The 20024-nt window shown below is 59.7% G+C and carries 20 protein-coding genes; 15 read left to right on the top strand and 5 right to left on the bottom strand.

Features of this window, described 5'->3' with window-relative positions; genetic code table 11:
* The first annotated feature begins 13 nt into the window (after positions 1 to 13).
* From JFU47_RS16780 to JFU47_RS16805, 6 genes are all read left to right on the top strand, one after another.
* Entirely contained in the window at positions 14 to 754 is a 741-nt protein-coding gene (locus JFU47_RS16780) for a gluconate 2-dehydrogenase subunit 3 family protein (protein ID WP_201184443.1), read from the top strand.
* Between the two features lie 2 nt (positions 755 to 756).
* A complete protein-coding gene (locus JFU47_RS16785) occupies positions 757 to 2541 on the top strand; it encodes a GMC family oxidoreductase (RefSeq protein ID WP_201184445.1) in 1785 nt (594 codons plus the stop codon).
* Positions 2542 to 2553: 12 nt separating this feature from the next.
* Positions 2554 to 3858, top strand: coding sequence for a c-type cytochrome (locus tag JFU47_RS16790; RefSeq protein WP_201184448.1), 1305 nt, complete (start codon positions 2554 to 2556; stop codon positions 3856 to 3858).
* Between the two features lie 70 nt (positions 3859 to 3928).
* Complete coding sequence (locus tag JFU47_RS16795; protein ID WP_201184450.1) at positions 3929 to 4987, top strand: PA0069 family radical SAM protein; 1059 nt, start codon at positions 3929 to 3931, stop codon at positions 4985 to 4987.
* A 242-nt stretch (positions 4988 to 5229) separates the two neighbouring features.
* On the top strand, positions 5230 to 5961 hold the full coding sequence (locus JFU47_RS16800) for a carbonic anhydrase (RefSeq protein ID WP_056738405.1): 732 nt from the start codon (positions 5230 to 5232) through the stop codon (positions 5959 to 5961).
* 90 nt (positions 5962 to 6051) lie between these two features.
* Positions 6052 to 7581, top strand: a complete 1530-nt coding sequence (locus tag JFU47_RS16805) for a SulP family inorganic anion transporter (protein WP_201184452.1) — start codon at positions 6052 to 6054, stop codon at positions 7579 to 7581.
* 44 nt (positions 7582 to 7625) lie between these two features.
* Here JFU47_RS16805 and JFU47_RS16810 read toward each other — a convergent pair whose 3' ends face one another.
* Positions 7626 to 8276 (bottom strand): hypothetical protein, encoded by a 651-nt coding sequence (locus tag JFU47_RS16810; RefSeq protein ID WP_123367401.1) that lies wholly within the window; start codon positions 8274 to 8276, stop codon positions 7626 to 7628.
* Positions 8277 to 8647: 371 nt separating this feature from the next.
* Here JFU47_RS16810 and coxB point away from each other — a divergent pair, with 371 nt between their 5' ends.
* From coxB to JFU47_RS16830, 4 genes are all read left to right on the top strand, one after another.
* Positions 8648 to 9775, top strand: a complete 1128-nt coding sequence (gene coxB / locus JFU47_RS16815) for a cytochrome c oxidase subunit II (protein ID WP_140676042.1) — start codon at positions 8648 to 8650, stop codon at positions 9773 to 9775.
* An 82-nt stretch (positions 9776 to 9857) separates the two neighbouring features.
* Positions 9858 to 11450, top strand: a complete 1593-nt coding sequence (gene ctaD, locus JFU47_RS16820) for a cytochrome c oxidase subunit I (RefSeq protein ID WP_008152477.1) — start codon at positions 9858 to 9860, stop codon at positions 11448 to 11450.
* A gap of 27 nt (positions 11451 to 11477) precedes the next feature.
* The gene (locus JFU47_RS16825; protein ID WP_140676036.1) at positions 11478 to 12035 is read left to right on the top strand and encodes a cytochrome c oxidase assembly protein; all 558 of its coding nucleotides are present in this window, start codon (positions 11478 to 11480) and stop codon (positions 12033 to 12035) included.
* Positions 12036 to 12068: 33 nt separating this feature from the next.
* Positions 12069 to 12956 (top strand): cytochrome c oxidase subunit 3, encoded by an 888-nt coding sequence (locus JFU47_RS16830; protein ID WP_140676033.1) that lies wholly within the window; start codon positions 12069 to 12071, stop codon positions 12954 to 12956.
* Between the two features lie 3 nt (positions 12957 to 12959).
* On the opposite strand, the gene JFU47_RS16835 is transcribed toward JFU47_RS16830, so the two are convergent.
* A complete protein-coding gene (locus tag JFU47_RS16835; protein ID WP_008064738.1) occupies positions 12960 to 13163 on the bottom strand; it encodes a twin transmembrane helix small protein in 204 nt (67 codons plus the stop codon).
* Positions 13164 to 13234: 71 nt separating this feature from the next.
* On the opposite strand from JFU47_RS16835, the gene JFU47_RS16840 reads away from it, so the two are divergent.
* Genes JFU47_RS16840 through JFU47_RS16860 form a run of 5 tightly spaced genes read left to right on the top strand, consistent with a single transcriptional unit; the run spans position 13235 to position 17158 of the window.
* Positions 13235 to 13975, top strand: a complete 741-nt coding sequence (locus JFU47_RS16840; RefSeq protein ID WP_201184454.1) for an SURF1 family protein — start codon at positions 13235 to 13237, stop codon at positions 13973 to 13975.
* Positions 13941 to 14549 carry a hypothetical protein gene (locus tag JFU47_RS16845; RefSeq protein ID WP_140893191.1) on the top strand — a complete coding sequence of 203 codons (609 nt, stop codon included), beginning with the start codon at positions 13941 to 13943 and terminating at the stop codon, positions 14547 to 14549. Before JFU47_RS16840 ends, JFU47_RS16845 begins: the two co-directional genes overlap by 35 nt.
* 10 nt (positions 14550 to 14559) lie before the next feature.
* Positions 14560 to 15639 (top strand): COX15/CtaA family protein, encoded by a 1080-nt coding sequence (locus JFU47_RS16850; RefSeq protein WP_201184456.1) that lies wholly within the window; start codon positions 14560 to 14562, stop codon positions 15637 to 15639.
* Positions 15627 to 16526 carry a heme o synthase gene (gene cyoE / locus JFU47_RS16855; RefSeq protein WP_140676021.1) on the top strand — a complete coding sequence of 300 codons (900 nt, stop codon included), beginning with the start codon at positions 15627 to 15629 and terminating at the stop codon, positions 16524 to 16526. Before JFU47_RS16850 ends, cyoE begins: the two co-directional genes overlap by 13 nt.
* On the top strand, positions 16523 to 17158 hold the full coding sequence (locus tag JFU47_RS16860) for an SCO family protein (protein ID WP_140676018.1): 636 nt from the start codon (positions 16523 to 16525) through the stop codon (positions 17156 to 17158). Before cyoE ends, JFU47_RS16860 begins: the two co-directional genes overlap by 4 nt.
* Before the next feature lie 173 nt (positions 17159 to 17331).
* Here the strand turns inward: JFU47_RS16860 and JFU47_RS16865 are convergent, their stop codons facing one another.
* The 3 genes from JFU47_RS16865 to JFU47_RS16875 form a co-directional block, all read right to left on the bottom strand.
* Positions 17332 to 18105, bottom strand: coding sequence for a MetQ/NlpA family ABC transporter substrate-binding protein (locus JFU47_RS16865; RefSeq protein ID WP_123367410.1), 774 nt, complete (start codon positions 18103 to 18105; stop codon positions 17332 to 17334).
* Between the two features lie 76 nt (positions 18106 to 18181).
* Entirely contained in the window at positions 18182 to 18877 is a 696-nt protein-coding gene (locus JFU47_RS16870; protein WP_008152458.1) for a methionine ABC transporter permease, read from the bottom strand.
* Positions 18877 to 19884: a methionine ABC transporter ATP-binding protein gene (locus tag JFU47_RS16875; protein WP_140676009.1), complete on the bottom strand. Its 1008-nt coding sequence runs from the start codon at positions 19882 to 19884 to the stop codon at positions 18877 to 18879. The genes JFU47_RS16870 and JFU47_RS16875 overlap by 1 nt, the downstream gene beginning before the upstream one ends.
* Positions 19885 to 20024: the final 140 nt, after the last annotated feature.

Here is a 20024-nt window from a genome sequence, read left to right on the forward strand (position 1 = left end):
AGGTGCCCTCCCTATGTCCGATCAAGATCGAGACAACCCGCGGCGTGAATTTTTGCGCAAATCCCTGACCTTGATCCCGGTGGTCACCATTGCCAGCACCGGTCTGGGCAGCACGGTCCTGATGGCCGCGCCCGAAGCAGCCCCGGCCAGTTCCGGCAAAGCGCCGGTCAGCACCAGCACCTATGAACCAAGCTACTTCACCGCCGAAGAGTGGACGTTCATCCAGGCGGCTGTCGCCCAGCTGATTCCAAGCGATGCCCAAGGGCCAGGCGCCCTGGAAGCGGGTGTGCCCGAATACATCGACCGCCAGATGAACACGCCTTACGCGGCCGGCGCGCTGTGGTTCATGCAGGGACCGTTCAACGCAGACGCCGCTCCAGAAATGGGCTGGCAGAGCAAATTGGTGCCCAAAGAGATTTATCGCCTGGGCATCGCCGCTACGGATGCTTGGTCGAAAACGTTCAACGGTAAAGTATTTGCTGAGCAAGACAGCGCTACCCGAGACAATTTACTCAAGCAACTCGAGGCCGGAAAACCTCAGTTCGACAGTGTTCCAGCGAAGATTTTCTTCAACCTGCTGCTGCAAAACACCAAAGAAGGGTTCTTCTGCGACCCGATTCATGGCGGCAATAAAGGGATGGTCGGCTGGACCATGATCGGCTTCCCAGGCGCCCGCGCCGATTTCATGGATTGGGTGGAACGCAACGAGCAATACCCCTTCCCGGCAGTTTCGATTCGCGGCGAGAGGGCGTAAGCATGGCAACGGTAATGAAGAAGGTCGACGCAGTGATCGTCGGTTTTGGCTGGACGGGCGCGATCATGGCCAAGGAGCTGACAGAAGCCGGCCTGAATGTGCTGGCGCTGGAGCGCGGGCCGATGCAGGACACCTATCCCGACGGCAATTACCCACAGGTGATCGACGAACTCACCTACAGCGTGCGGAAAAAACTCTTCCAGGACATTTCCAAGGAGACCGTGACCATTCGCCATAGCGTGAATGACATCGCGCTGCCGAACCGCCAACTGGGCGCCTTCCTGCCCGGCAATGGTGTTGGCGGCGCCGGTTTGCACTGGTCCGGCGTGCATTTTCGGGTCGACCCGATCGAGTTGCGCATGCGCAGCCACTACGAAGAACGCTACGGCAAAAGCTTCATCCCCAAGGACATGACCATCCAGGACTTCGGCGTCAGCTATGAAGAGCTGGAACCGTTTTTCGATTACGCCGAGAAGGTCTTCGGCACGTCGGGTCAGGCCTGGACGGTGAAGGGTCAGTTGGTCGGCGAAGGCAAGGGCGGCAACCCGTACGCGCCGGATCGTTCAAATCATTTCCCGCTGGAATCGCAGAAGAACACTGTTTCCGCACAGCTGTTTCAGAAAGCGGCCACCGCCGTGGGTTACAAACCCTACAACCTGCCCTCTGCCAATACGTCAGGCCCTTACACCAACCCCTACGGCGCACAGATGGGCCCGTGCAACTTCTGCGGTTTTTGCAGCGGCTATGTCTGCTACATGTATTCCAAGGCATCGCCGAACGTAAACATTCTGCCGGCGCTCAAACCGCTGCCCAACTTCGAGCTGCGGCCCAACTCCCACGTACTGCGGGTCAATCTCGACAGCACCAAGAGCAAGGCGACAGGCGTGACCTACATTGACGGCCAGGGCCGGGAAATCGAGCAGCCGGCAGATCTGGTGATCCTCGGTGCCTTCCAGTTCCACAATGTGCGGCTGATGTTGCTGTCGGGTATCGGCAAGCCGTATGACCCGATCAGCGGCGAAGGCGTGGTCGGCAAGAACTTCGCCTACCAGAACATGGCCACCATCAAGGCCTACTTCGACAAAGACACCCACACCAATAACTTTATTGGTGCCGGCGGTAACGGCGTGGCGGTGGACGACTTCAACGCCGACAACTTCGATCACGGCCCCCATGGCTTCGTCGGCGGCTCGCCGATGTGGGTCAACCAGGCCGGCAGCCGACCGATCGCAGGCACCTCCAACCCGCCGGGCACCCCGGCCTGGGGCAGTGTCTGGAAACGTGCCACCGCCGATTACTACACCCATCAAGTGTCGATGGATGCCCACGGCGCGCATCAATCCTACCGTGGCAACTACCTCGATCTGGACCCGGTGTACCGCGATGCCTACGGCTTGCCGCTGTTGCGGATGACCTTCGACTGGCAGGAAAACGACATCAAGATGAACCGCTTCATGGTCGAGAAAATGGGCAAGATCGCCGAAGCGATGGGCCCTAAAGCCATCGCCGTGATCGGCAAGAAGGTCGGCGATCACTTCAACACCGCGTCTTACCAGACCACCCACCTCAACGGTGGCGCGATCATGGGCACCCATCCGAAAACCAGCGCCCTGAACCGTTACTTGCAGAGCTGGGACGTACACAACGTTTTCGTCCCCGGAGCGTCAGCTTTCCCACAAGGCCTGGGCTACAACCCTACCGGCCTGGTGGCAGCGTTGACCTACTGGTCGGCCCGGGCGATCCGCGAGCAATACCTGAAAAACCCCGGCCCGCTGGTTCAGGCTTAAGGAGCGATGACCATGAAAGCACTTGTTATCGCAACCCTGGCGCTGCTCGGTTGTGGTTCGATCAACGCCGCAGAAATTGATCAAAACCTGATCAAACAAGGCGAATACCTCGCCCGCGCGGGTGACTGCGTGGCCTGCCACACCGCCAAGGACGGTAAGCCGTTCGCCGGTGGCTTGCCGATGGAAACGCCGATCGGGACGATCTACTCCACCAATATCACGCCGGATAAAACCGGGCTGGGCGACTACAGCTTCGAAGAATTCGACAAGGCTGTGCGCCACGGTGTCGCCAAAAACGGCAGCACTTTGTACCCGGCGATGCCGTATCCGTCCTACGCCAGCGTCAACCAAACCGACATGCAAGCCTTGTACGCCTACTTCATGCATGGCGTGGCGCCGGTCGCTCAGGAGAATAAGGCCAGCGACATTCCCTGGCCTTTGAGCATGCGCTGGCCGCTTGCGGGCTGGCGCTGGATGTTTGCCCCGGCCGTGGCGGACTACAAAGCGGCACCCGGCGAAAATGCCGTGGTCAGCCGCGGGGCTTATCTGGTTGAAGGCCTCGGACATTGCGGCGCGTGCCATACGCCGCGTGCCCTGACCATGCAGGAAAAAGCTCTGAATGCAGGTGAAGGCAGCGCCTTTCTGTCAGGCAGTGCGCCGCTTGAAGGCTGGATCGCGAAAAGTCTGCGCGGCGATCACAAAGACGGCCTCGGCAACTGGAGCGAAGAACAACTGGTGCAGTTCCTCAAGACCGGTCGCAGTGATCGCAGCGCAGTGTTTGGTGGCATGAGTGATGTGGTGACGCACAGCATGCAATACATGACCGACAACGATCTGACCGCGATTGCCCGTTACCTCAAGTCCTTGCCGGCCAATGATCCCGACGATCAGCCGCACCAGTACGACAAACAGGTCGCACAGGCGCTGTGGAACGGCGACGACAGCAAGCCCGGCGCTTCGGTGTACATCGACAACTGCGCGGCCTGTCACCGTACCGATGGCCATGGCTACACCAAAGTGTTCCCGGCGCTGGCGGGCAACCCGGTGTTGCAGTCGGAGGATCCGACGTCGCTGATTCACATCGTGCTCAAGGGCGGCACGTTGCCTGCGACCCACATGGCGCCTTCGACCTTCACGATGCCGGGGTTCGCCTGGCGCCTGTCGGATCAGGAAGTGGCGGATGTGGTGAGTTTCATCCGTAGCAGCTGGGGCAACGGCGGCTCACCGGTCAAGGCGAGCGAAGTGGCGAACCTGCGCACGGATGATATGAAGACCACGTCGAGCGACGATCTGGGGCAAGTCACCCAGAAGAACTGACTGCCCAGCGGCACTAGCCATATGAACAACGCCTCTATACTGTATATAAAAACAGTACAGAGGCGTTTTCATGTCCACCCCTCTTCCCCCGCGCGGCCGCGGCACCGCGACCAACCCGCACAACCGCTTCGCGCCTAACCGTTCGGTGGCCGAGGATGACGGCTGGTATCAGGAAGCGCCGATCACCCAAGGCACCGAGGTGCGCATCGAAACGGCGAAAACCATCATCACTCGCAACAACTCGCCGGACTTGCCCTTCGATCGTTCGATCAATCCCTATCGCGGCTGCGAGCACGGCTGCATCTATTGCTACGCGCGGCCAAGCCACGCTTATTGGGACATGTCGCCAGGGCTGGATTTCGAAACCAAACTGATCGCCAAGACCAACGCCGCCGATGTGCTGGAAGAACAACTGTCCAAGCGCGGCTATCAATGTGCGCCGATCAATCTGGGCTCCAATACGGACCCTTATCAGCCGATCGAACGCGAACACAAAATCACCCGCAAAACCCTCGAAGTGCTGCTGCGCTATCGCCATCCCGTGACCATCATTACCAAGGGCTCGCTGATTCTTCGGGATCTGGACCTGCTGGTCGAACTCGCCGAGCAAAGGCTGGTGGCGGTGATGATCAGCCTAACCACCCTGGACGACGAGCTCAAACGCATCCTCGAACCGCGCGCCGCTGCACCCAAGGCTCGGTTGCGGGCGATCCGCGTGATGCGTGAGGCGGGAATTCCGGTGGGCGTTCTGTGCTCGCCGATGATTCCGATGATCAACGACAGCGAACTCGAAAGCCTGCTCACCGAAGCTCATGCCGCGGGGGCGCAAAGTGCGGCCTACATGATGCTGCGCCTGCCGCTGGAAGTGGCGCCGCTGTTCGAAGAATGGCTGGCGGCCCACTATCCTCAGCGTGCCGCTCATGTGTTGAGCCTGATTCGTCAGAGCCGTGGTGGCGAACTCTACGACAGTCGCTTCGGTGCCAGGATGCGTGGCGAAGGGCCGTTTGCCGATCTGCTGGCGCAACGCTTTGCCAAAACCATCAAACGTCTGGGGCTCAATCGTCGGGAAGGTTTCAATCTGGACTGCGAAGCCTTCTGTCCGCCGGGTCGCCAGATGTCGTTGATTTGAGGACAATTGGCCTATGGTTGAGTAGTGTGAATGCACTGTGCCACTACGCCGGTCACGTTTTTTGTGACCTGTAACACACGTTCTAGAGCGTTTTATTCAGTTTGAGTTAAGTTTCGGCCGCTACCTTGTTCATCGAGTGACTGATGGGTCGATATTCTCGACCTGGATGTTTTTTAAACAGCCACTGGCTTCACACCGGACAATACGGGAAAATTCCCTGACTCCGCCAAAGAGGATGAATCATGAGTGACAAGGATAAACAGCCGTTGGCTGCGTCGGCTTCAGCCCAACCGGAGGCGGAAACCGCCGATGCAGCGCTGCAGCATATCGTTGACGGCTTTTTGCATTTTCATCACGAAGTTTTTCCACAGCAGGAAGAACTCTTCAAAAAACTCGCCACGGCCCAGAGCCCCAGAGCGATGTTCATCGCCTGCGCCGATTCGCGCATCGTTCCTGAGCTGATCACCCAAAGCTCCCCCGGCGATCTGTTCGTGACCCGTAACGTCGGCAACGTGGTGCCGCCTTATGGGCAAATGAACGGTGGTGTTTCCACGGCAATCGAATACGCCGTTCTGGCCCTCGGCGTGCAGCACATCATCATTTGCGGGCACTCTGACTGTGGCGCGATGCGCGCAGTGCTCAACCCGCAAAGCCTGGAAAAAATGCCAACGGTCAAAGCCTGGTTGCGTCATGCCGAAGTGGCAAAAACCATGGTCCAGGAAAACTGTCATTGCGCCGACGAAAACGAAAGCATGCACGTCCTCACCGAGGAGAATGTGATCGCTCAGCTGCAACATTTGCGCACGCACCCGTCGGTAGCCTCGCGCATGGCCAATGGTCAGCTGTTTATCCATGGTTGGATCTACAACATCGAAACCAGCGAAATCAGAGCTTACGACGCGGACAAGGGTTGTTTCCTGCCGCTCGATGGTAGCCATCCGATTCCGGTGGCGACGCCTAAAGCGCGCTTTTAGATCCTCCTAAATCCCCGTGTGGTTTAGCCGAGGCTGCCGATTGAGCAGCCTGGCTTTGCCATGCCTGAAGAAAACTTCGGGAGAATTCCTATGCGTGCTGCGCAACTCAAAGCTGTTCTGCCACGGGAGCTGCTGGCGTCCGTGGTTGTGTTTCTCGTCGCCCTGCCCTTATGCATGGGCATCGCCATCGCCTCAGGGCTGCCGCCGTCCAAAGGCTTGATCACCGGGATCATCGGTGGCTTGGTGGTGGGCTGGATTGCCGGTTCGCCACTGCAAGTCAGCGGCCCGGCGGCCGGTTTGGCTGTTCTGGTGTTCGAACTGGTGCGCCAGCACGGTATCGACATGCTCGGCCCCATCCTGCTGCTGGCCGGTTTTCTGCAGCTGGTGGCCGGGCGTTTGAAACTCGGCTGCTGGTTCCGGGTGACGGCGCCGGCGGTGGTCTACGGCATGCTCGCCGGGATTGGTGTACTGATCGTGTTGTCACAGGTGCATGTGATGCTCGACGCCGTGCCCAAGCCTTCCGGGCTGGATAACCTGGCCGCCTTCCCGGCTGCCGTCATGCAGGCCTTGCCCTCCTTCGGTTGGCAAGCCGGGTTGCTCGGACTGTCGACGATTGCGGTGATGTGGTTGTGGGAGAAATTCCGCCCCCATTCCCTGCGCTTCATTCCCGGCGCACTGCTTGGGGTAGGCCTGGCGACCGTCGCCAGCCTGGTGCTCGCGTTGCAGGTCAAACGAGTGGAAGTCCCGGCCAACCTGGCGGAAGCCATCGACTGGCTGAAACCCGCAGATTTACTCAACCTGGCTGACCCGACGCTGCTCATTGCCGCCTTTGCCGTGGCGTTTATCGCCAGCGCCGAAACCCTGCTCTCGGCCGCCGCGGTGGACCGCATGCACAGCGGCCAGCGCTCAGACTTCGACCGGGAATTGTCGGCTCAAGGCGTAGGCAACATGCTTTGCGGTTTACTCGGCGCGCTACCAATGACCGGCGTGATCGTGCGCAGCTCGGCCAACGTCCAGGCCGGCGCCACCACGCGGCTGTCGGCGATCTTCCATGGCCTGTGGTTACTGGCTTTCGTGTTGCTGCTGTCCAGCGTGCTGCAAAGCATTCCGGTGGCGAGCCTGGCGGGCGTTCTGGTTTACACCGGTTTCAAACTGGTCGACCTCAAGGCCTTTCGCGGTCTGGGTCGTTATGGCCGGATGCCGATGTTCACCTACGCGGCAACTGCCCTGGCGATCATCTTCACCGACCTGCTGACCGGCGTGCTGATCGGCTTCGGCCTGACCCTGGCCAAACTGGCCTGGAAGGCTTCGCGGCTGAAAATAAGCCTGATCGATCTGCCTAAGGACGGCGAAATGGAACTGCGATTGATAGGTGCAGCGACCTTTCTCAAAGTGCCGGCGCTGACCCAGGTGCTGGGGACTATTCCGGCAGGCGCGACGGTGCATGTGCCGCTCAATAACCTGAGCTACATCGATCACTCGTGTCTGGAGTTGCTGGAGGAATGGGGTCGGGCCAATGCGGCCAAGGGATCAAAACTGTTGATTGAAGCGCGGGGGTTGAAGCGCAGGCTGGAAGGGCGATTGCGGACCACGACGGGCGTCGGCTCCGCAGCCGCTTAAAAAAAATCGCAGCCAATAGGCTGCGATTTTTTATGGGCAACGAATCAAGCCGCTGGCTGATCCAGCTCAAGGCCTACGCCCAGTTGGCGCGACAGGCACGGCCAGCGCTTCCACGCAGCGCCGGTGTCCGGGCTGTTGAGTTTCTCGCGGTAGGCTTCCACTGATTCCAGCGCAAAGCTGTCTTCGTTGAGCATCTCGTCCACGGCGTGATGCACCGCCTCATCCAGTTGATTGGCAAACTCCTCGCCGATCAGTTGGTGGGCAATCAGGTTGGCAACAGTCATGTCCAAGGGGATCAGTGGCTGGCCAAAATGCTTGATGTACAGGTCATTGACCTCTTCGACCAGGCGGTGCGCCAGATAGGCTTCGTCCAGCAGGCTGTCCAGACCGACGTGACCGACCATGATCGCCGGCGGCTGGAGGAAGAACTGCTCGGCGATGGTCAGCACCGGTTTGATCTGTGATTCGATACCCGCTTCCCTGGCGACTTCATTGGCTGCGTCCAGCAGGTCCGGCACTTGCTCTATATACGCGGCCACAAAACGCGTCATCACGCCGTTGGCGTCGACATCCGGCAATTGGATGGCGGAGTGAAGGTGTGGCAGTTGGGTTTCCAGCTGACGAGTCAGCAGGCCGGTTTCGGCTTCGTGTTGTTGGGCTTTTTGGATCTGCTCGCGCAATGCGGCGGTGTTCATGAAAACTCCAGGAAACAAAGGCAATGAAATAGGGAAGACATAACTTAGCTGGCATACGAAAAATGCTAAGACGCATTTGTCATAATTGTTTCATCCTTGAGACATCAAAGTTATATCGGTTTGCCACCACTCGTCTGCATCCTTCTCCATTCATGCCCTGGAACGCAAGTCCCAGCTGTTTCAGATCATTTACGCCATCACGTTGCGAGGTGGCAGTCGCTGTCTATACTCGGGTGGGAATGGAGTTAGCTGATGACACCCGACTGCACACGCAGCAAGGCTCGGCGATTCAAGTTCGTAGTCTGAAATAGCCGCTCCCTTGCCGCAGGTGAAAGCCGGCGGGATAAAAAGAACGATAAGGGGAACCCGCAATGATGCGACATCCACACGTCTGGATGGGCCTCCTGTTGTGGTCGATTTTCAGTCAGGCACAAGCGGCCTGGACTGTGAATATGGCGCCTGGAGCGACTGAAATCAGTCACGCAGTATTTGACCTGCACATGACCATTTTCTGGATCTGTGTAGTGATCGGCATCATCGTCTTCGGCGCCATGTTCTGGTCGATGATTCTCCACCGCCGCTCGACCGGGCAGGTGGCCGCAAAATTTCATGAAAGCACCACCGTTGAAATCCTCTGGACCATCGTGCCCTTCCTGATCCTGGTGGCCATGGCGGTCCCCGCGACCGCAACCCTGATCAAGATGTACGACGCCAGTGAGCCGGATATCGATATCCAGGTCACCGGCTATCAGTGGAAGTGGCACTACAAATACCTGGGCCAGGACGTTGAGTTCTTCAGCAACCTGACCACCCCCGCCGATCAGATCCACAACAAGGAAGCCAAGAGCGAGCACTACTTGCTTGAGGTCGACAAGCCTTTGGTGCTGCCGATCGGCGCCAAGGTGCGCTTCCTGGTGACCTCCGCCGACGTCATCCATTCCTGGTGGGTGCCGGCCTTTGCGGTCAAGCGCGATGCGATTCCGGGGTTCGTCAACGAAGCCTGGACCCGGATCGACAAGCCCGGCATCTACCGCGGTCAATGCGCCGAATTGTGCGGCAAGGACCACGGCTTCATGCCCATCGTGGTCGAGGTCAAGGAAAAGGCCGATTACGAAAAATGGCTGGGCGAGCGCAAGGCTGAAGCCCTGCAGCTCAAAGAGCTGACCAGCAAGGAATGGACCCTCGACGAGCTCAAAGAGCGCGGCGACAAGATTTATCACACCACCTGCGTTGCCTGTCACCAGGCCGAAGGTCAGGGCCTGCCGCCGATGTTCCCGGCGCTCAAGGGCTCGAAAATCGCTACCGGACCGAAAGAAGGTCACCTGAGCCTTGTCTTCCACGGCAAGCCCGGCACCGCCATGGCGGCGTTCGGCAAGCAGCTCTCGGAAGTCGATATCGCAGCGGTCGTGACCTACGAACGTAACGCCTGGGGCAACAACAAGGGCGACATGGTCACCCCTAAAGAAGTGCTGGAGCTGAAACAGGCGGAAAGCAAATGACCCGGTCTATTGCGCACGTAAGGAACCAGTCGGGGCATCACGCCCCGGCCTGCCCAGCCCATCTGTTTGCAGGAGACAGGACATGACTGCTGTAGTCGATGACCATGTTCATACCGGCACCGCCCACGCCCACGGCCCCGCCAAAGGCTTGATGCGCTGGGTGCTGACCACCAACCACAAGGATATCGGCACGCTGTACCTGTGGTTCGCATTCTCCATGTTCTTGCTCGGCGGCTCGTTCGCGATGGTGATTCGCGCCGAGTTGTTTCAACCGGGACTGCAAATCGTCCAGCCCGAGTTCTTCAACCAGATGACCACCATGCACGGTCTGGTGATGGTCTTCGGTGCAGTGATGCCAGCCTTCGTCGGCCTCGCCAACTGGATGATCCCGTTGATGATCGGCGCGCCGGACATGGCCCTGCCACGGATGAACAACTTCAGCTTCTGGCTATTGCCGGCGGCGTTCATCCTGCTGGTATCGACCCTGTTCACCCCCGGCGGTGGACCGAACTTCGGCTGGACGTTCTACGCCCCGCTGTCGACGACCTACGCACCGGAAAGCGTGACCTTCTTCATCTTCGCCATCCACTTGATGGGGATCAGTTCGATCATGGGTGCGATCAACGTGATCGCCACCATCCTCAACCTGCGCGCCCCCGGCATGACGTTGATGAAAATGCCGCTGTTCGTCTGGACCTGGCTGATTACCGCGTTCCTGCTGATCGCGGTGATGCCGGTACTGGCCGGCTGCGTGACGATGATGCTGATGGACATCCACTTCGGCACCAGCTTCTTCAGTGCCGCCGGTGGCGGTGACCCGGTGTTGTTCCAGCACGTGTTCTGGTTCTTCGGTCACCCCGAGGTGTACATCATGATCCTCCCGGCCTTCGGTGCCGTCAGCTCGATCATTCCGGCCTTCTCACGCAAGCCGCTGTTTGGCTACACCTCGATGGTCTATGCGACGGCGAGTATCGCGTTCCTGTCGTTCATCGTCTGGGCGCACCACATGTTCGTGGTCGGCATTCCGTTGGTGGGCGAGTTGTTCTTCATGTACGCCACGCTGCTGATCGCGGTGCCGACCGGCGTGAAGGTGTTCAACTGGGCCAGCACCATGTGGCAAGGCTCGCTGACCTTCGAGACACCGATGCTGTTTGCGGTGGCGTTCGTGATCCTGTTTTCCATCGGCGGTTTCTCCGGGTTGATGCTGGCCATCGCCCCGGCGGACTTCCAGTACCAGGACACCTACTTTGTGGTCGCCCACTTCCATTACGTATTGGTACCGGGGGCGATCTTCGGGATCTTCGCCTCGGCCTACTACTGGATGCCGAAATGGACCGGCCACATGTACGACGAAACCCTCGGCAAGCTGCACTTCTGGCTCTCGTTCATCGGCATGAACATGGCGTTCTTCCCGATGCACTTTGTGGGGCTGGCGGGCATGCCGCGGCGGATTCCCGACTACAACCTGCAGTTCGCCGACTTCAACATGGTGTCGTCGATCGGTGCGTTCATGTTCGGTGCCACGCAGATCTTCTTCCTGTTCATCGTGATCAAGACCATCCGTGGTGGCCCCCCAGCACCGGCCAAACCGTGGGATGGGGCCGAAGGCCTGGAATGGAGCATCCCGTCACCGGCGCCGTATCACACCTTCACCACGCCGCCGGAAGTGAAATGAACGCTGTAGCCCTCGAGGCCCGCCACCATGGCTGATTCCATCTCGCTGAAGAAGCTGGTCACGCGCCTGCTGCTGGTGGTGGTGGCAATGTTTGTCTTCGGGTTTGCCCTGGTGCCGATCTACGACGTGATGTGCAAGGCGTTCGGCATCAACGGCAAGACCGGCGGGCAGTATGAGGGCGAACAAACGGTCGACACCTCGCGGCAGGTTCGCGTGCAGTTTCTGTCGACCAATTCCGCCGACATGTCGTGGGACTTTTATCCCAAGGGCGATGAACTGGTGGCGAATCCGGGCGCGGTGAACGAGATGATTTTCATCGCGCACAACCCGACCGACAAACCGATGAGCGCGCAAGCAGTTCCGAGCATCGCGCCCAGCGCCGCGGCGGCGTACTTCCACAAGACCGAATGTTTCTGCTTTACCCAGCAAGTGCTGCAGCCCGGTCAACGGATCGAGATGCCGGTACGTTTCATCGTTGACCGTGACATGCCCAAGGATGTGAAGCACCTGACGCTTTCCTACACGCTGTTCGATATCACCGCACGTCATCCACCCGCAGCTGTTGCTGCAAACACCGGTGGCTAGGCGTTAAAGCGTGCCCGATAAGGAGAACAATAAATGGCAACTCATGAACATTATTACGTTCCGGCACAGAGCAAATGGCCGATCATTGCCACGGTCGGTATGTTCGTCACCGTGTTCGGCCTGGCCACCTGGTTCAACGACCTGAAGGCGGCGCGGCCGGAGTCCCACGGCCCGCTGATCTTTTTCGTCGGTGGCCTGCTGGTGGCCTACATGCTCTTCGGCTGGTTCGGTACGGTGATCAAGGAAAGCCGTCAGGGGTTGTACAGCGCACAGATGGATCGCTCGTTCCGCTGGGGCATGAGCTGGTTCATCTTCTCGGAGGTGATGTTCTTCATCGCGTTCTTCGGCGCGCTGTTTTATGTGAGAAACATCTCCGGCCCGGCGCTCGGGGGTGAAGGGGTCAAAGGTATCGCGCACATGCTTTGGCCGAACTTCCAGTTCGCCTGGCCATTGCTGCATACCCCTGACCCGAAACTCTTCCCGCCACCCAAGGAAGTCATCAGCCCTTGGGGCCTGCCGCTGCTCAATACCGTTCTGCTGGTGAGTTCCAGCGTCACCGTGACCATCGCTCACCACGCCTTGAAAAAGGGCCATCGCGGCGCGCTGAAAATCTGGCTGGCGCTCACCGTGCTGCTGGGTTGCGCGTTCCTTGGTTTTCAGGCCGAAGAATACATGCATGCCTACCACGAACTGGGCCTGACGCTCGGTTCGGGCATCTACGGCGCGACCTTCTTCATGCTCACCGGCTTCCACGGCGCCCACGTGACCATCGGCACCATCATCCTGTTTGTGATGTTGATGCGGATCATGCGCGGGCACTTCGACGCCGAGCACCAGTTCGCGTTTGAAGCGGCGAGCTGGTACTGGCACTTCGTGGACGTGGTGTGGATCGGTCTGTTCGTTTTCGTCTACGTGCTCTGAGGCTTACCAAGGTGCGTGCGACACCAACTGGCCGCTGAAAAAACCCCAGGCAATCAAGCCGACGGTAATAGCGGCCAGCGCGACACGAACACTCAAGGCAATGACGAGGCGGTTCGAGCTGCTGTCGTCCTTGACCAAAAAAAACAGGCCGCTGAACAGGCTGACAACCGTGGCAATCAGCATCAGGACGATGGCTGCTTTGAGCATGGTGAAACTCCGGGGGGAAAGGCGATGCACTTGAGTATAGCTATCGAGACTACCGACTTTCTGGCGACGCCATGAAGCGTTTCCGGCCGGGCATCGTGCCGACCCTGGTGGTCGCCGTGTTGTTGCCCATGCTGGTGTCACTTGGGTTCTGGCAATTGAGCCGGGGCGCAGAGAAAAGCGCGCTGCTGCAAAGTTACACCGAGCGCCGTGCCGCCGAACCGATGGCCAGCACCGAGCTGCAACACACCGCAGATCCGGCCTTCCGCCGGGTTCACCTGCACGGCCAGTTCGATGCCGCCCACAGCCTGTTGCTGGATAACCGTCAGCGCGACGGCAAGGTTGGCGTCGAACTGCTGCAACCGTTTCAGGATCAGGCGACCGGGCTCTGGCTGCTGGTCAATCGCGGCTGGCTGCCGTGGACGGATCGCCGCACCCCACCGCAATTCACCACACCGACTCAGGCCTTGAGTCTCGTTGCCTGGGTCTACGTCTCCCCCGGCGCCACTTTCCAGTTGCACGCCGACCCGAACACCACGACCTGGCCACAACTGATCACCGCGGTCGAGCCGGTCAAGCTCTGGACGGCGCTGGGTCGCGAAGGTTTTGCCTACGAATTACGCGCAGAAAGCGGTCCCGCGACTTACCAGGCCGATTGGCCGGTGGTGGCCATGGGGCCAGAAAAACACCTGGCTTATGCCGTGCAGTGGTTCGCCATGTCGATCGCCCTGTTCGGCCTCTATCTCTATCTCGGCTGGCACAACGCAAAGGAGAAACACCATGGGAGCGGCCATGAATCCACCCAGCATGTCTGAGGCGAAATCGCCGGCGAGTCGGCGCAAGGGTCGTTTGCAGTTGCTGCTGATCCTGTTTGGGGTGATCGGTCCGATGATCCTCGCCACCGGCATGTACAAATTGCAGTTCTGGGTGCCGGAAGGTCGCAGCTATCACGGCGAACTGATCGGCAACGGCCAGACCCGCGCCGACCTCGGCGTGCAGGCGCAGGAGGATCGTTGGCAGATACTGGTGACCGCGCCCAAGGATTGCTCGGTGGACTGCCAGCAACTGGTGTATCTGGCGCGGCAGATCCAGATCGGCCTCGGCCGTGATGCCGGGCGCGCCAGTCATGCCTTGGCCGCGGCACAACCGCTGAGCAGTGAATACGACGCCAAGCTGACGCGCGAGTATCCTCAATTGCAGCGGTATCCCCTGGACCTCGCCACCTTCAGTACTTTCAACAAAACCGCTGGCACCGGGGACAAGACCGCGCCACAGCTGTGGATCATCGACCCTCACGGCAATCTGGTGCTGCGCTACGACCCGACGGTGAAGGGTAAGGATCTGCTCAACGACCTGCGCCATTTGCTGAAACTGTCGAACATCGGATAAGGGCATCGTCATGGCCAAACCTGGATTTCGCCTCGCGCTGTTTGCCACCTTGCTGGCACTGATTGTGGTGTTGCTCGGCGCCTATACCCGCCTGACCCACGCCGGCCTCGGCTGCCCGGACTGGCCGGGTTGCTATGGCTTTATCAGCGTGCCCAAAAGCGAAGTTCAATTGGCCCACGCCGAACTGCATTTTCCCGACGCCCCCGTCGAAGCCCATAAGGGCTGGAACGAGATGGTTCACCGCTACTTCGCCGGCACGCTGGGGCTGTTGATCTCCGTGCTGGCGGGTCGCGCCTGGGTTCATCGTCGTCATCCAGGGCAGCCGGTGAAGTTGCCGTTGTTTTTGCTGGCGGTGGTGATTGCCCAAGCGGCATTCGGCATGTGGACGGTAACGCTCAAGCTCTGGCCGCAAGTGGTGACCGGGCATTTGCTCGGCGGCTTTGCGACGTTGAGCCTGCTGTTTTTGCTGACGTTGCGATTGTCCGGCGTGTTGCCGGCGCTGACCGTGCCACGGCGTTTGCAGTACTGGGCGACCGCCGGGTTGCTGCTGGTGATCCTGCAAATTGCCTTGGGTGGCTGGGTCAGTTCCAACTACGCGGCGGTGGCCTGTATCGACTTTCCGACCTGTCATGGGCAATGGCTGCCGCCCGCGGACTTCGCCAACGGTTTTCACCTGACTCAACACATCGGCCCCAATTACCTCGGCGGGCAACTGGACAGCGATGCCCGCACCGCGATTCATCTGACTCACCGCATCGGCGCATTGCTGGTGACGCTGGTGTTGCTGGGTCTGGCCTGGCAACTGAAAGTCGTCGGCATGACGCGGTTGGCCGGGTTGGTGCTGATCGCCCTCGCCGCACAAATCACCCTCGGCATCAGCAACGTGCTGTTTCACCTGCCACTGCCAGTGGCCATCGCGCACAACGCGGGCGGCGCGGCACTGTTACTGACGATGGTGCTGGTCAATTATCACGCGCGAACCAGTCTGGTTCGGGTCAAGCAGCAACCCCCTGCGCGCTGGCGGTTCAGCCCGCGTAAACACTCAGCCGGGCCCATAACAATAAAAGGAGAGATGCCATGGCGACTCTGATCGGCGCACGTCACAGTCAGGCGATCTGGCGTGACTACCTGGAGCTGACCAAGCCGAAAGTGGTGGTGCTGATGCTCATCACCTCGCTGGTCGGCATGTTCCTCGCCACCCGCGCCGGGGTGCCGTGGACGGTGCTGGTGTTCGGCAATCTGGGGATCGCCTTGTGTGCCGGCGGTGCGGCAGCCGTTAATCATGTGGTGGACCGACGCATCGATGCGGTCATGGCCCGCACGCACAAACGTCCCCTGGCCGAAGGCCGAGTGTCGCCAGCGGCCGCTCTGACGTTTGCCTTGGTATTGGCGGTGCTTGGGCAAGCCGTACTGCTGGCCTTCACCAATCCGCTGACGGCCTGGCTGACCCTGGCCTCGCTGCTCGGCTATGCGGTGGTCTACACCGGTTTCCTGAAACGCGCGACGCCGCAAAATATCGTCATCGGCGGACTGGCCGGCGCCGCCCCGCCGCTGCTCGGCTGGACCGCCGCCACTGGGCATGTCAGCGCCGAACCCTTGCTGTTGGTGCTGATCATCTTCGCCTGGACCCCACCGCACTTCTGGGCCCTGGCCATTCACCGCAAAGAGGAATACGCAAAGGCTGACATCCCGATGCTGCCGGTGACCCATGGCGAGCACTACACCAAGGTCCACATCCTGCTTTATACCTTCGCGCTGCTGGCCGTGAGCCTGATGCCGTACGTGATCCACATGAGCGGTGTGCTCTACCTGATTTGCGCGCTGGGACTTGGCGCGAGGTTTCTGCAATGGGCCGTGGTGCTGTACCGTGGCACTCGGCCGCACGCGGCGATCAACACCTTCAAGTACTCTATTTACTACTTGTTCCTGCTGTTTATCGCGCTGCTCGTAGATCACTACTTACTGTTGAACCTATGACTCGAACCCAGAAAACCGTCTTCATCCTCGTTGCCCTGATCGCGTTGGTCCTGGGCCTGACCATCAACAAAGTGCTGTCCGGCAAAGGCCAGGGCGACCCGACCGCTCTGATTGATGCCGGGATCATTCTGCTGCCGCAAAGCCGCAACCTGCCGGCCGTCACAATGACCGATCAGGACGGCAAGCCAGTGGCGATCAACGAGCTGAAAGACAAATGGTCGCTGCTGTTCTTCGGCTACACCTTCTGCCCCGACATCTGCCCGACCACCCTCGCCCAGCTGCGTCAGATCAAGAGCGAGCTGCCGCCAGAGGCTGTGGCCAAGTTGCAGATCATTCTGGTCAGTGTCGACCCGAATCGCGACACACCCAATCAGCTCAAGCAGTACTTGGGCTACTTCGATCCGCAGTTCAAAGGCCTGACGGCTTCGTCGGTGGAAGACATCCAGAAACTGGCCAACGCGGTGAGTATTCCGTTCATTCCGGCGGACACCAGCAAGGCGAACTACACCGTCGATCACAGCGGCAACCTGGCGGTGATCGGGCCGGACGGGACGCAGCGTGGGTTCATTCGCGCACCGTTGAACAACGTGAAATTGGTGGCGCAGTTGCCGGTGATGCTTAACCGCAAGTAAGAAATCGGCCCAAAAAAAACCGCAGCCCAAGCTGCGGTTTTTTTATACCTGATCGTTCCCACGCTCTGCGTGGGAATGCAGCCAGGGACGCTCCGTGTCCCAAGAGCGGACGCAGAGCGTCCGGTGAGGCATTCCCACGCAGAGCGTGGGAACGATCGGTGTAGCGGGTTAAATCAGAACGCCGGCAATACCGCGCCTTTGTACTTCTCGAGGATGAAGGCTTTTACTTCCGGGCTGTGCAGGGCAGCAACCAGCTTCTTCATCGCGTCACTGTCCTTGTCGTCTGGACGGGCAACGAGGATGTTCACGTAAGGCGAGTCGTTGCCTTCGATGACCAGCGCGTCCTTGGACGGATCAAGCTTGGCTTCCAGCGCGTAGTTGGTGTTGATCAGCGCCAGGTCGACCTGGGTCAGCACGCGGGGGATGGTCGCGGCTTCCAGTTCACGGAATTTCAGGTCCTTGGAATTCTCGGTGATGTCCTTGACGGTCGCGAGGATGTTATTCGAATCCTTCAACTTGATCAGGCCAGCCTTCGCCAGCAGCAACAGCGCACGGCCGCCGTTGGTGGCGTCGTTCGGGATCACCACGTTGGCGCCGCCTGGCAGCTCGGTCAGCGCTTTGTACTTGCTGGAGTAAGCGCCCAGCGGTTCCAGGTGCACGCCAGCAACGGCCACCAGATTGGTGCCCTTGGCCTTGTTGAATTCATCGAGGTACGGCTGGTGCTGGAAGAAGTTGGCGTCCAGACGTTTTTCGGCCACCTGCACGTTCGGCTGGATGTAGTCGGTGAAGACTTTGACCTTCAAGTCCACGCCTTCTTTGGCCAGGGCCGGTTTCACGAATTCTAGGATTTCTGCGTGCGGGACCGGGGTAGCCGCGACGGTCAGGGTTTCATCGGCCTGAGCAGAGAACGCTGCAACGGCTGCGAGCGCTACGAGTAGTTTTTTCATTCAGCTAACTCCTTGTGGGCGCCCGTTTGGCGCCTGCCAGCGAATGGCCGGCTCATGTCTTGTTTACGAGAACTGTTTATTTTCTGGAGAAGTGTACGACCAGTTTGTCGCCAACCATTTGCAGAACCTGCACCAGCACAAGCAACAGCACCACGGTGACGATCATCACATCGGTCTGGAAACGCTGGTAGCCGAAACGGATCGCCAAGTCGCCCAACCCACCGGCACCGACTACACCGGCCATCGCCGTGTAGGACACCAGTGTAATAGCCGTCACCGTAATCGCCGCGTAAATGCCCGGACGGGCTTCTGGCAGCAAGGCGTTGAGGATGATCTGCTTGGTGGTCGCGCCCATGGCCTGGGTTGCTTCAATGATGCCGCGATCCACTTCACGCAGAGCGGTTTCCACCAGTCGCCCGAAGAACGGCGTGGCGCCCACCACCAGCGGTGGAATCGCACCGGCGACGCCGAGCGAAGTGCCGGTGATCAGCACGGTGAACGGGATCATCACGATCAGCAGGATGATGAAGGGCAGCGAGCGCAGGATGTTCACCATCAGCGACATCAGCCCATAGGCCACGCGGTTTTCAAGCAACTGGCGCGGGCTGCACAGGAACAACAGCACCCCCAGCGGCAGGCCGAGCAGGATGGTGAACAGCAGCGAACCACCGAGCATCTGCATCGTGTCGCTGGTGGCCAGGCCGATTTCCGCCCAATCGATGTTTTTGAAGAACTCTTTAGCCGCTTCGATAAATGCGTCGTACGATTCCATCAGCGCAGCACCTCCATGTGGACGTCAGCTGCAGTGAAGTGGGCGAACGCCGCTTCCATGTCGCCACCGGTAACGGCCAGGGTCAACTGCCCGTAGGGCACGTCTTTGATGCGGTCGATACGACCGGCCAGGATGCTGTAGTCCACACCCGTTTCGCGAGCGACGGTACCCAGCAGTGGCGCGTAGGTCGCTTCGCCCTGGAAGGTCAGACGCACGATGCGGCCTGGAACATGAGCGAAGTCGTCGCGCTGCTCGCTTTCGTCGATCTGCTCGTCTTCTTGCACGAAGCGCTTGGTGGTCGGGTGCTTCGGATGCAGGAACACCTCAGCTACCGAACCTTGCTCGACGATCACGCCAGCGTCCATCACCGCGACCTGGTCGCAGACCCGGCGGATCACGTCCATCTCGTGGGTAATCAACACGATGGTCAGCTTCAGTTCGCGATTGATCTCGGCCAGCAATTGCAGGACCGACGCGGTGGTCTGCGGGTCCAGTGCGCTGGTGGCTTCGTCGCACAGCAGGATTTTCGGCTTGGTCGCCAAGGCGCGGGCGATGCCGACACGCTGCTTCTGGCCACCGGACAACTGCGCCGGGTACTTTTTTGCGTGGTCGGACAGGCCGACCCGCTTCAGCAATTCGGCCACACGCCGGTCGATGTCGCTGCGCGACAGTTCACCGGCCAGGGTCAGTGGCAGCGCGACGTTGTCGGCCACAGTCTTGGACGCCAGCAAGTTGAAGTGCTGGAAAATCATCCCGACCTGCTGACGGAAGCGCCGCAGGCTGTTGGCGTCGAGCGCGGTGACTTCTTCACCGTCGACGAATATCTTGCCGCCACTGGACTCTTCCAGGCGATTGATCAGACGCAGCAGGGTACTTTTTCCCGCACCGGAATGGCCGATCAGACCGAAGACCTGACCGTTCTCAATCGTCAGACTGGTCGGATGCAGGGCGGGAATATCCTTACCGGCGACGCGGTAGGTTTTGTGGACGTTTTGAAACTCGATCACGTAGCGAACCTTGTGGGGCGCGTTGGAAAAGGATCAGCGGTTAGCCGGGCGCGCATTTTAGCCTGTCCGTATAGAGGTTATTAGCATTTATTCCGCATTCAACCTTCCATTTGGCAATAACGCGATCAAAGGTTAGAAAA

The organism is Pseudomonas sp. TH39(2020) (genome assembly GCF_016650715.1).
In the GTDB taxonomy this organism is placed as follows: Bacteria; Pseudomonadota; Gammaproteobacteria; order Pseudomonadales; family Pseudomonadaceae; genus Aquipseudomonas; species Aquipseudomonas mandelii_C.

Coding starts and splice junctions, on each gene's coding strand:
- JFU47_RS16780 (WP_201184443.1), top strand. CDS start 14: ATGTCCGATCAAGATCGAGACAACCCGCGGCGTGAATTTTTGCGCAAA.
- JFU47_RS16785 (WP_201184445.1), top strand. CDS start 757: ATGGCAACGGTAATGAAGAAGGTCGACGCAGTGATCGTCGGTTTTGGC.
- JFU47_RS16790 (WP_201184448.1), top strand. CDS start 2,554: ATGAAAGCACTTGTTATCGCAACCCTGGCGCTGCTCGGTTGTGGTTCG.
- JFU47_RS16795 (WP_201184450.1), top strand. CDS start 3,929: ATGTCCACCCCTCTTCCCCCGCGCGGCCGCGGCACCGCGACCAACCCG.
- JFU47_RS16800 (WP_056738405.1), top strand. CDS start 5,230: ATGAGTGACAAGGATAAACAGCCGTTGGCTGCGTCGGCTTCAGCCCAA.
- JFU47_RS16805 (WP_201184452.1), top strand. CDS start 6,052: ATGCGTGCTGCGCAACTCAAAGCTGTTCTGCCACGGGAGCTGCTGGCG.
- JFU47_RS16810 (WP_123367401.1), bottom strand. CDS start 8,276: ATGAACACCGCCGCATTGCGCGAGCAGATCCAAAAAGCCCAACAACAC.
- coxB (WP_140676042.1), top strand. CDS start 8,648: ATGATGCGACATCCACACGTCTGGATGGGCCTCCTGTTGTGGTCGATT.
- ctaD (WP_008152477.1), top strand. CDS start 9,858: ATGACTGCTGTAGTCGATGACCATGTTCATACCGGCACCGCCCACGCC.
- JFU47_RS16825 (WP_140676036.1), top strand. CDS start 11,478: ATGGCTGATTCCATCTCGCTGAAGAAGCTGGTCACGCGCCTGCTGCTG.
- JFU47_RS16830 (WP_140676033.1), top strand. CDS start 12,069: ATGGCAACTCATGAACATTATTACGTTCCGGCACAGAGCAAATGGCCG.
- JFU47_RS16835 (WP_008064738.1), bottom strand. CDS start 13,163: ATGCTCAAAGCAGCCATCGTCCTGATGCTGATTGCCACGGTTGTCAGC.
- JFU47_RS16840 (WP_201184454.1), top strand. CDS start 13,235: ATGAAGCGTTTCCGGCCGGGCATCGTGCCGACCCTGGTGGTCGCCGTG.
- JFU47_RS16845 (WP_140893191.1), top strand. CDS start 13,941: ATGGGAGCGGCCATGAATCCACCCAGCATGTCTGAGGCGAAATCGCCG.
- JFU47_RS16850 (WP_201184456.1), top strand. CDS start 14,560: ATGGCCAAACCTGGATTTCGCCTCGCGCTGTTTGCCACCTTGCTGGCA.
- cyoE (WP_140676021.1), top strand. CDS start 15,627: ATGGCGACTCTGATCGGCGCACGTCACAGTCAGGCGATCTGGCGTGAC.
- JFU47_RS16860 (WP_140676018.1), top strand. CDS start 16,523: ATGACTCGAACCCAGAAAACCGTCTTCATCCTCGTTGCCCTGATCGCG.
- JFU47_RS16865 (WP_123367410.1), bottom strand. CDS start 18,105: ATGAAAAAACTACTCGTAGCGCTCGCAGCCGTTGCAGCGTTCTCTGCT.
- JFU47_RS16870 (WP_008152458.1), bottom strand. CDS start 18,877: ATGGAATCGTACGACGCATTTATCGAAGCGGCTAAAGAGTTCTTCAAA.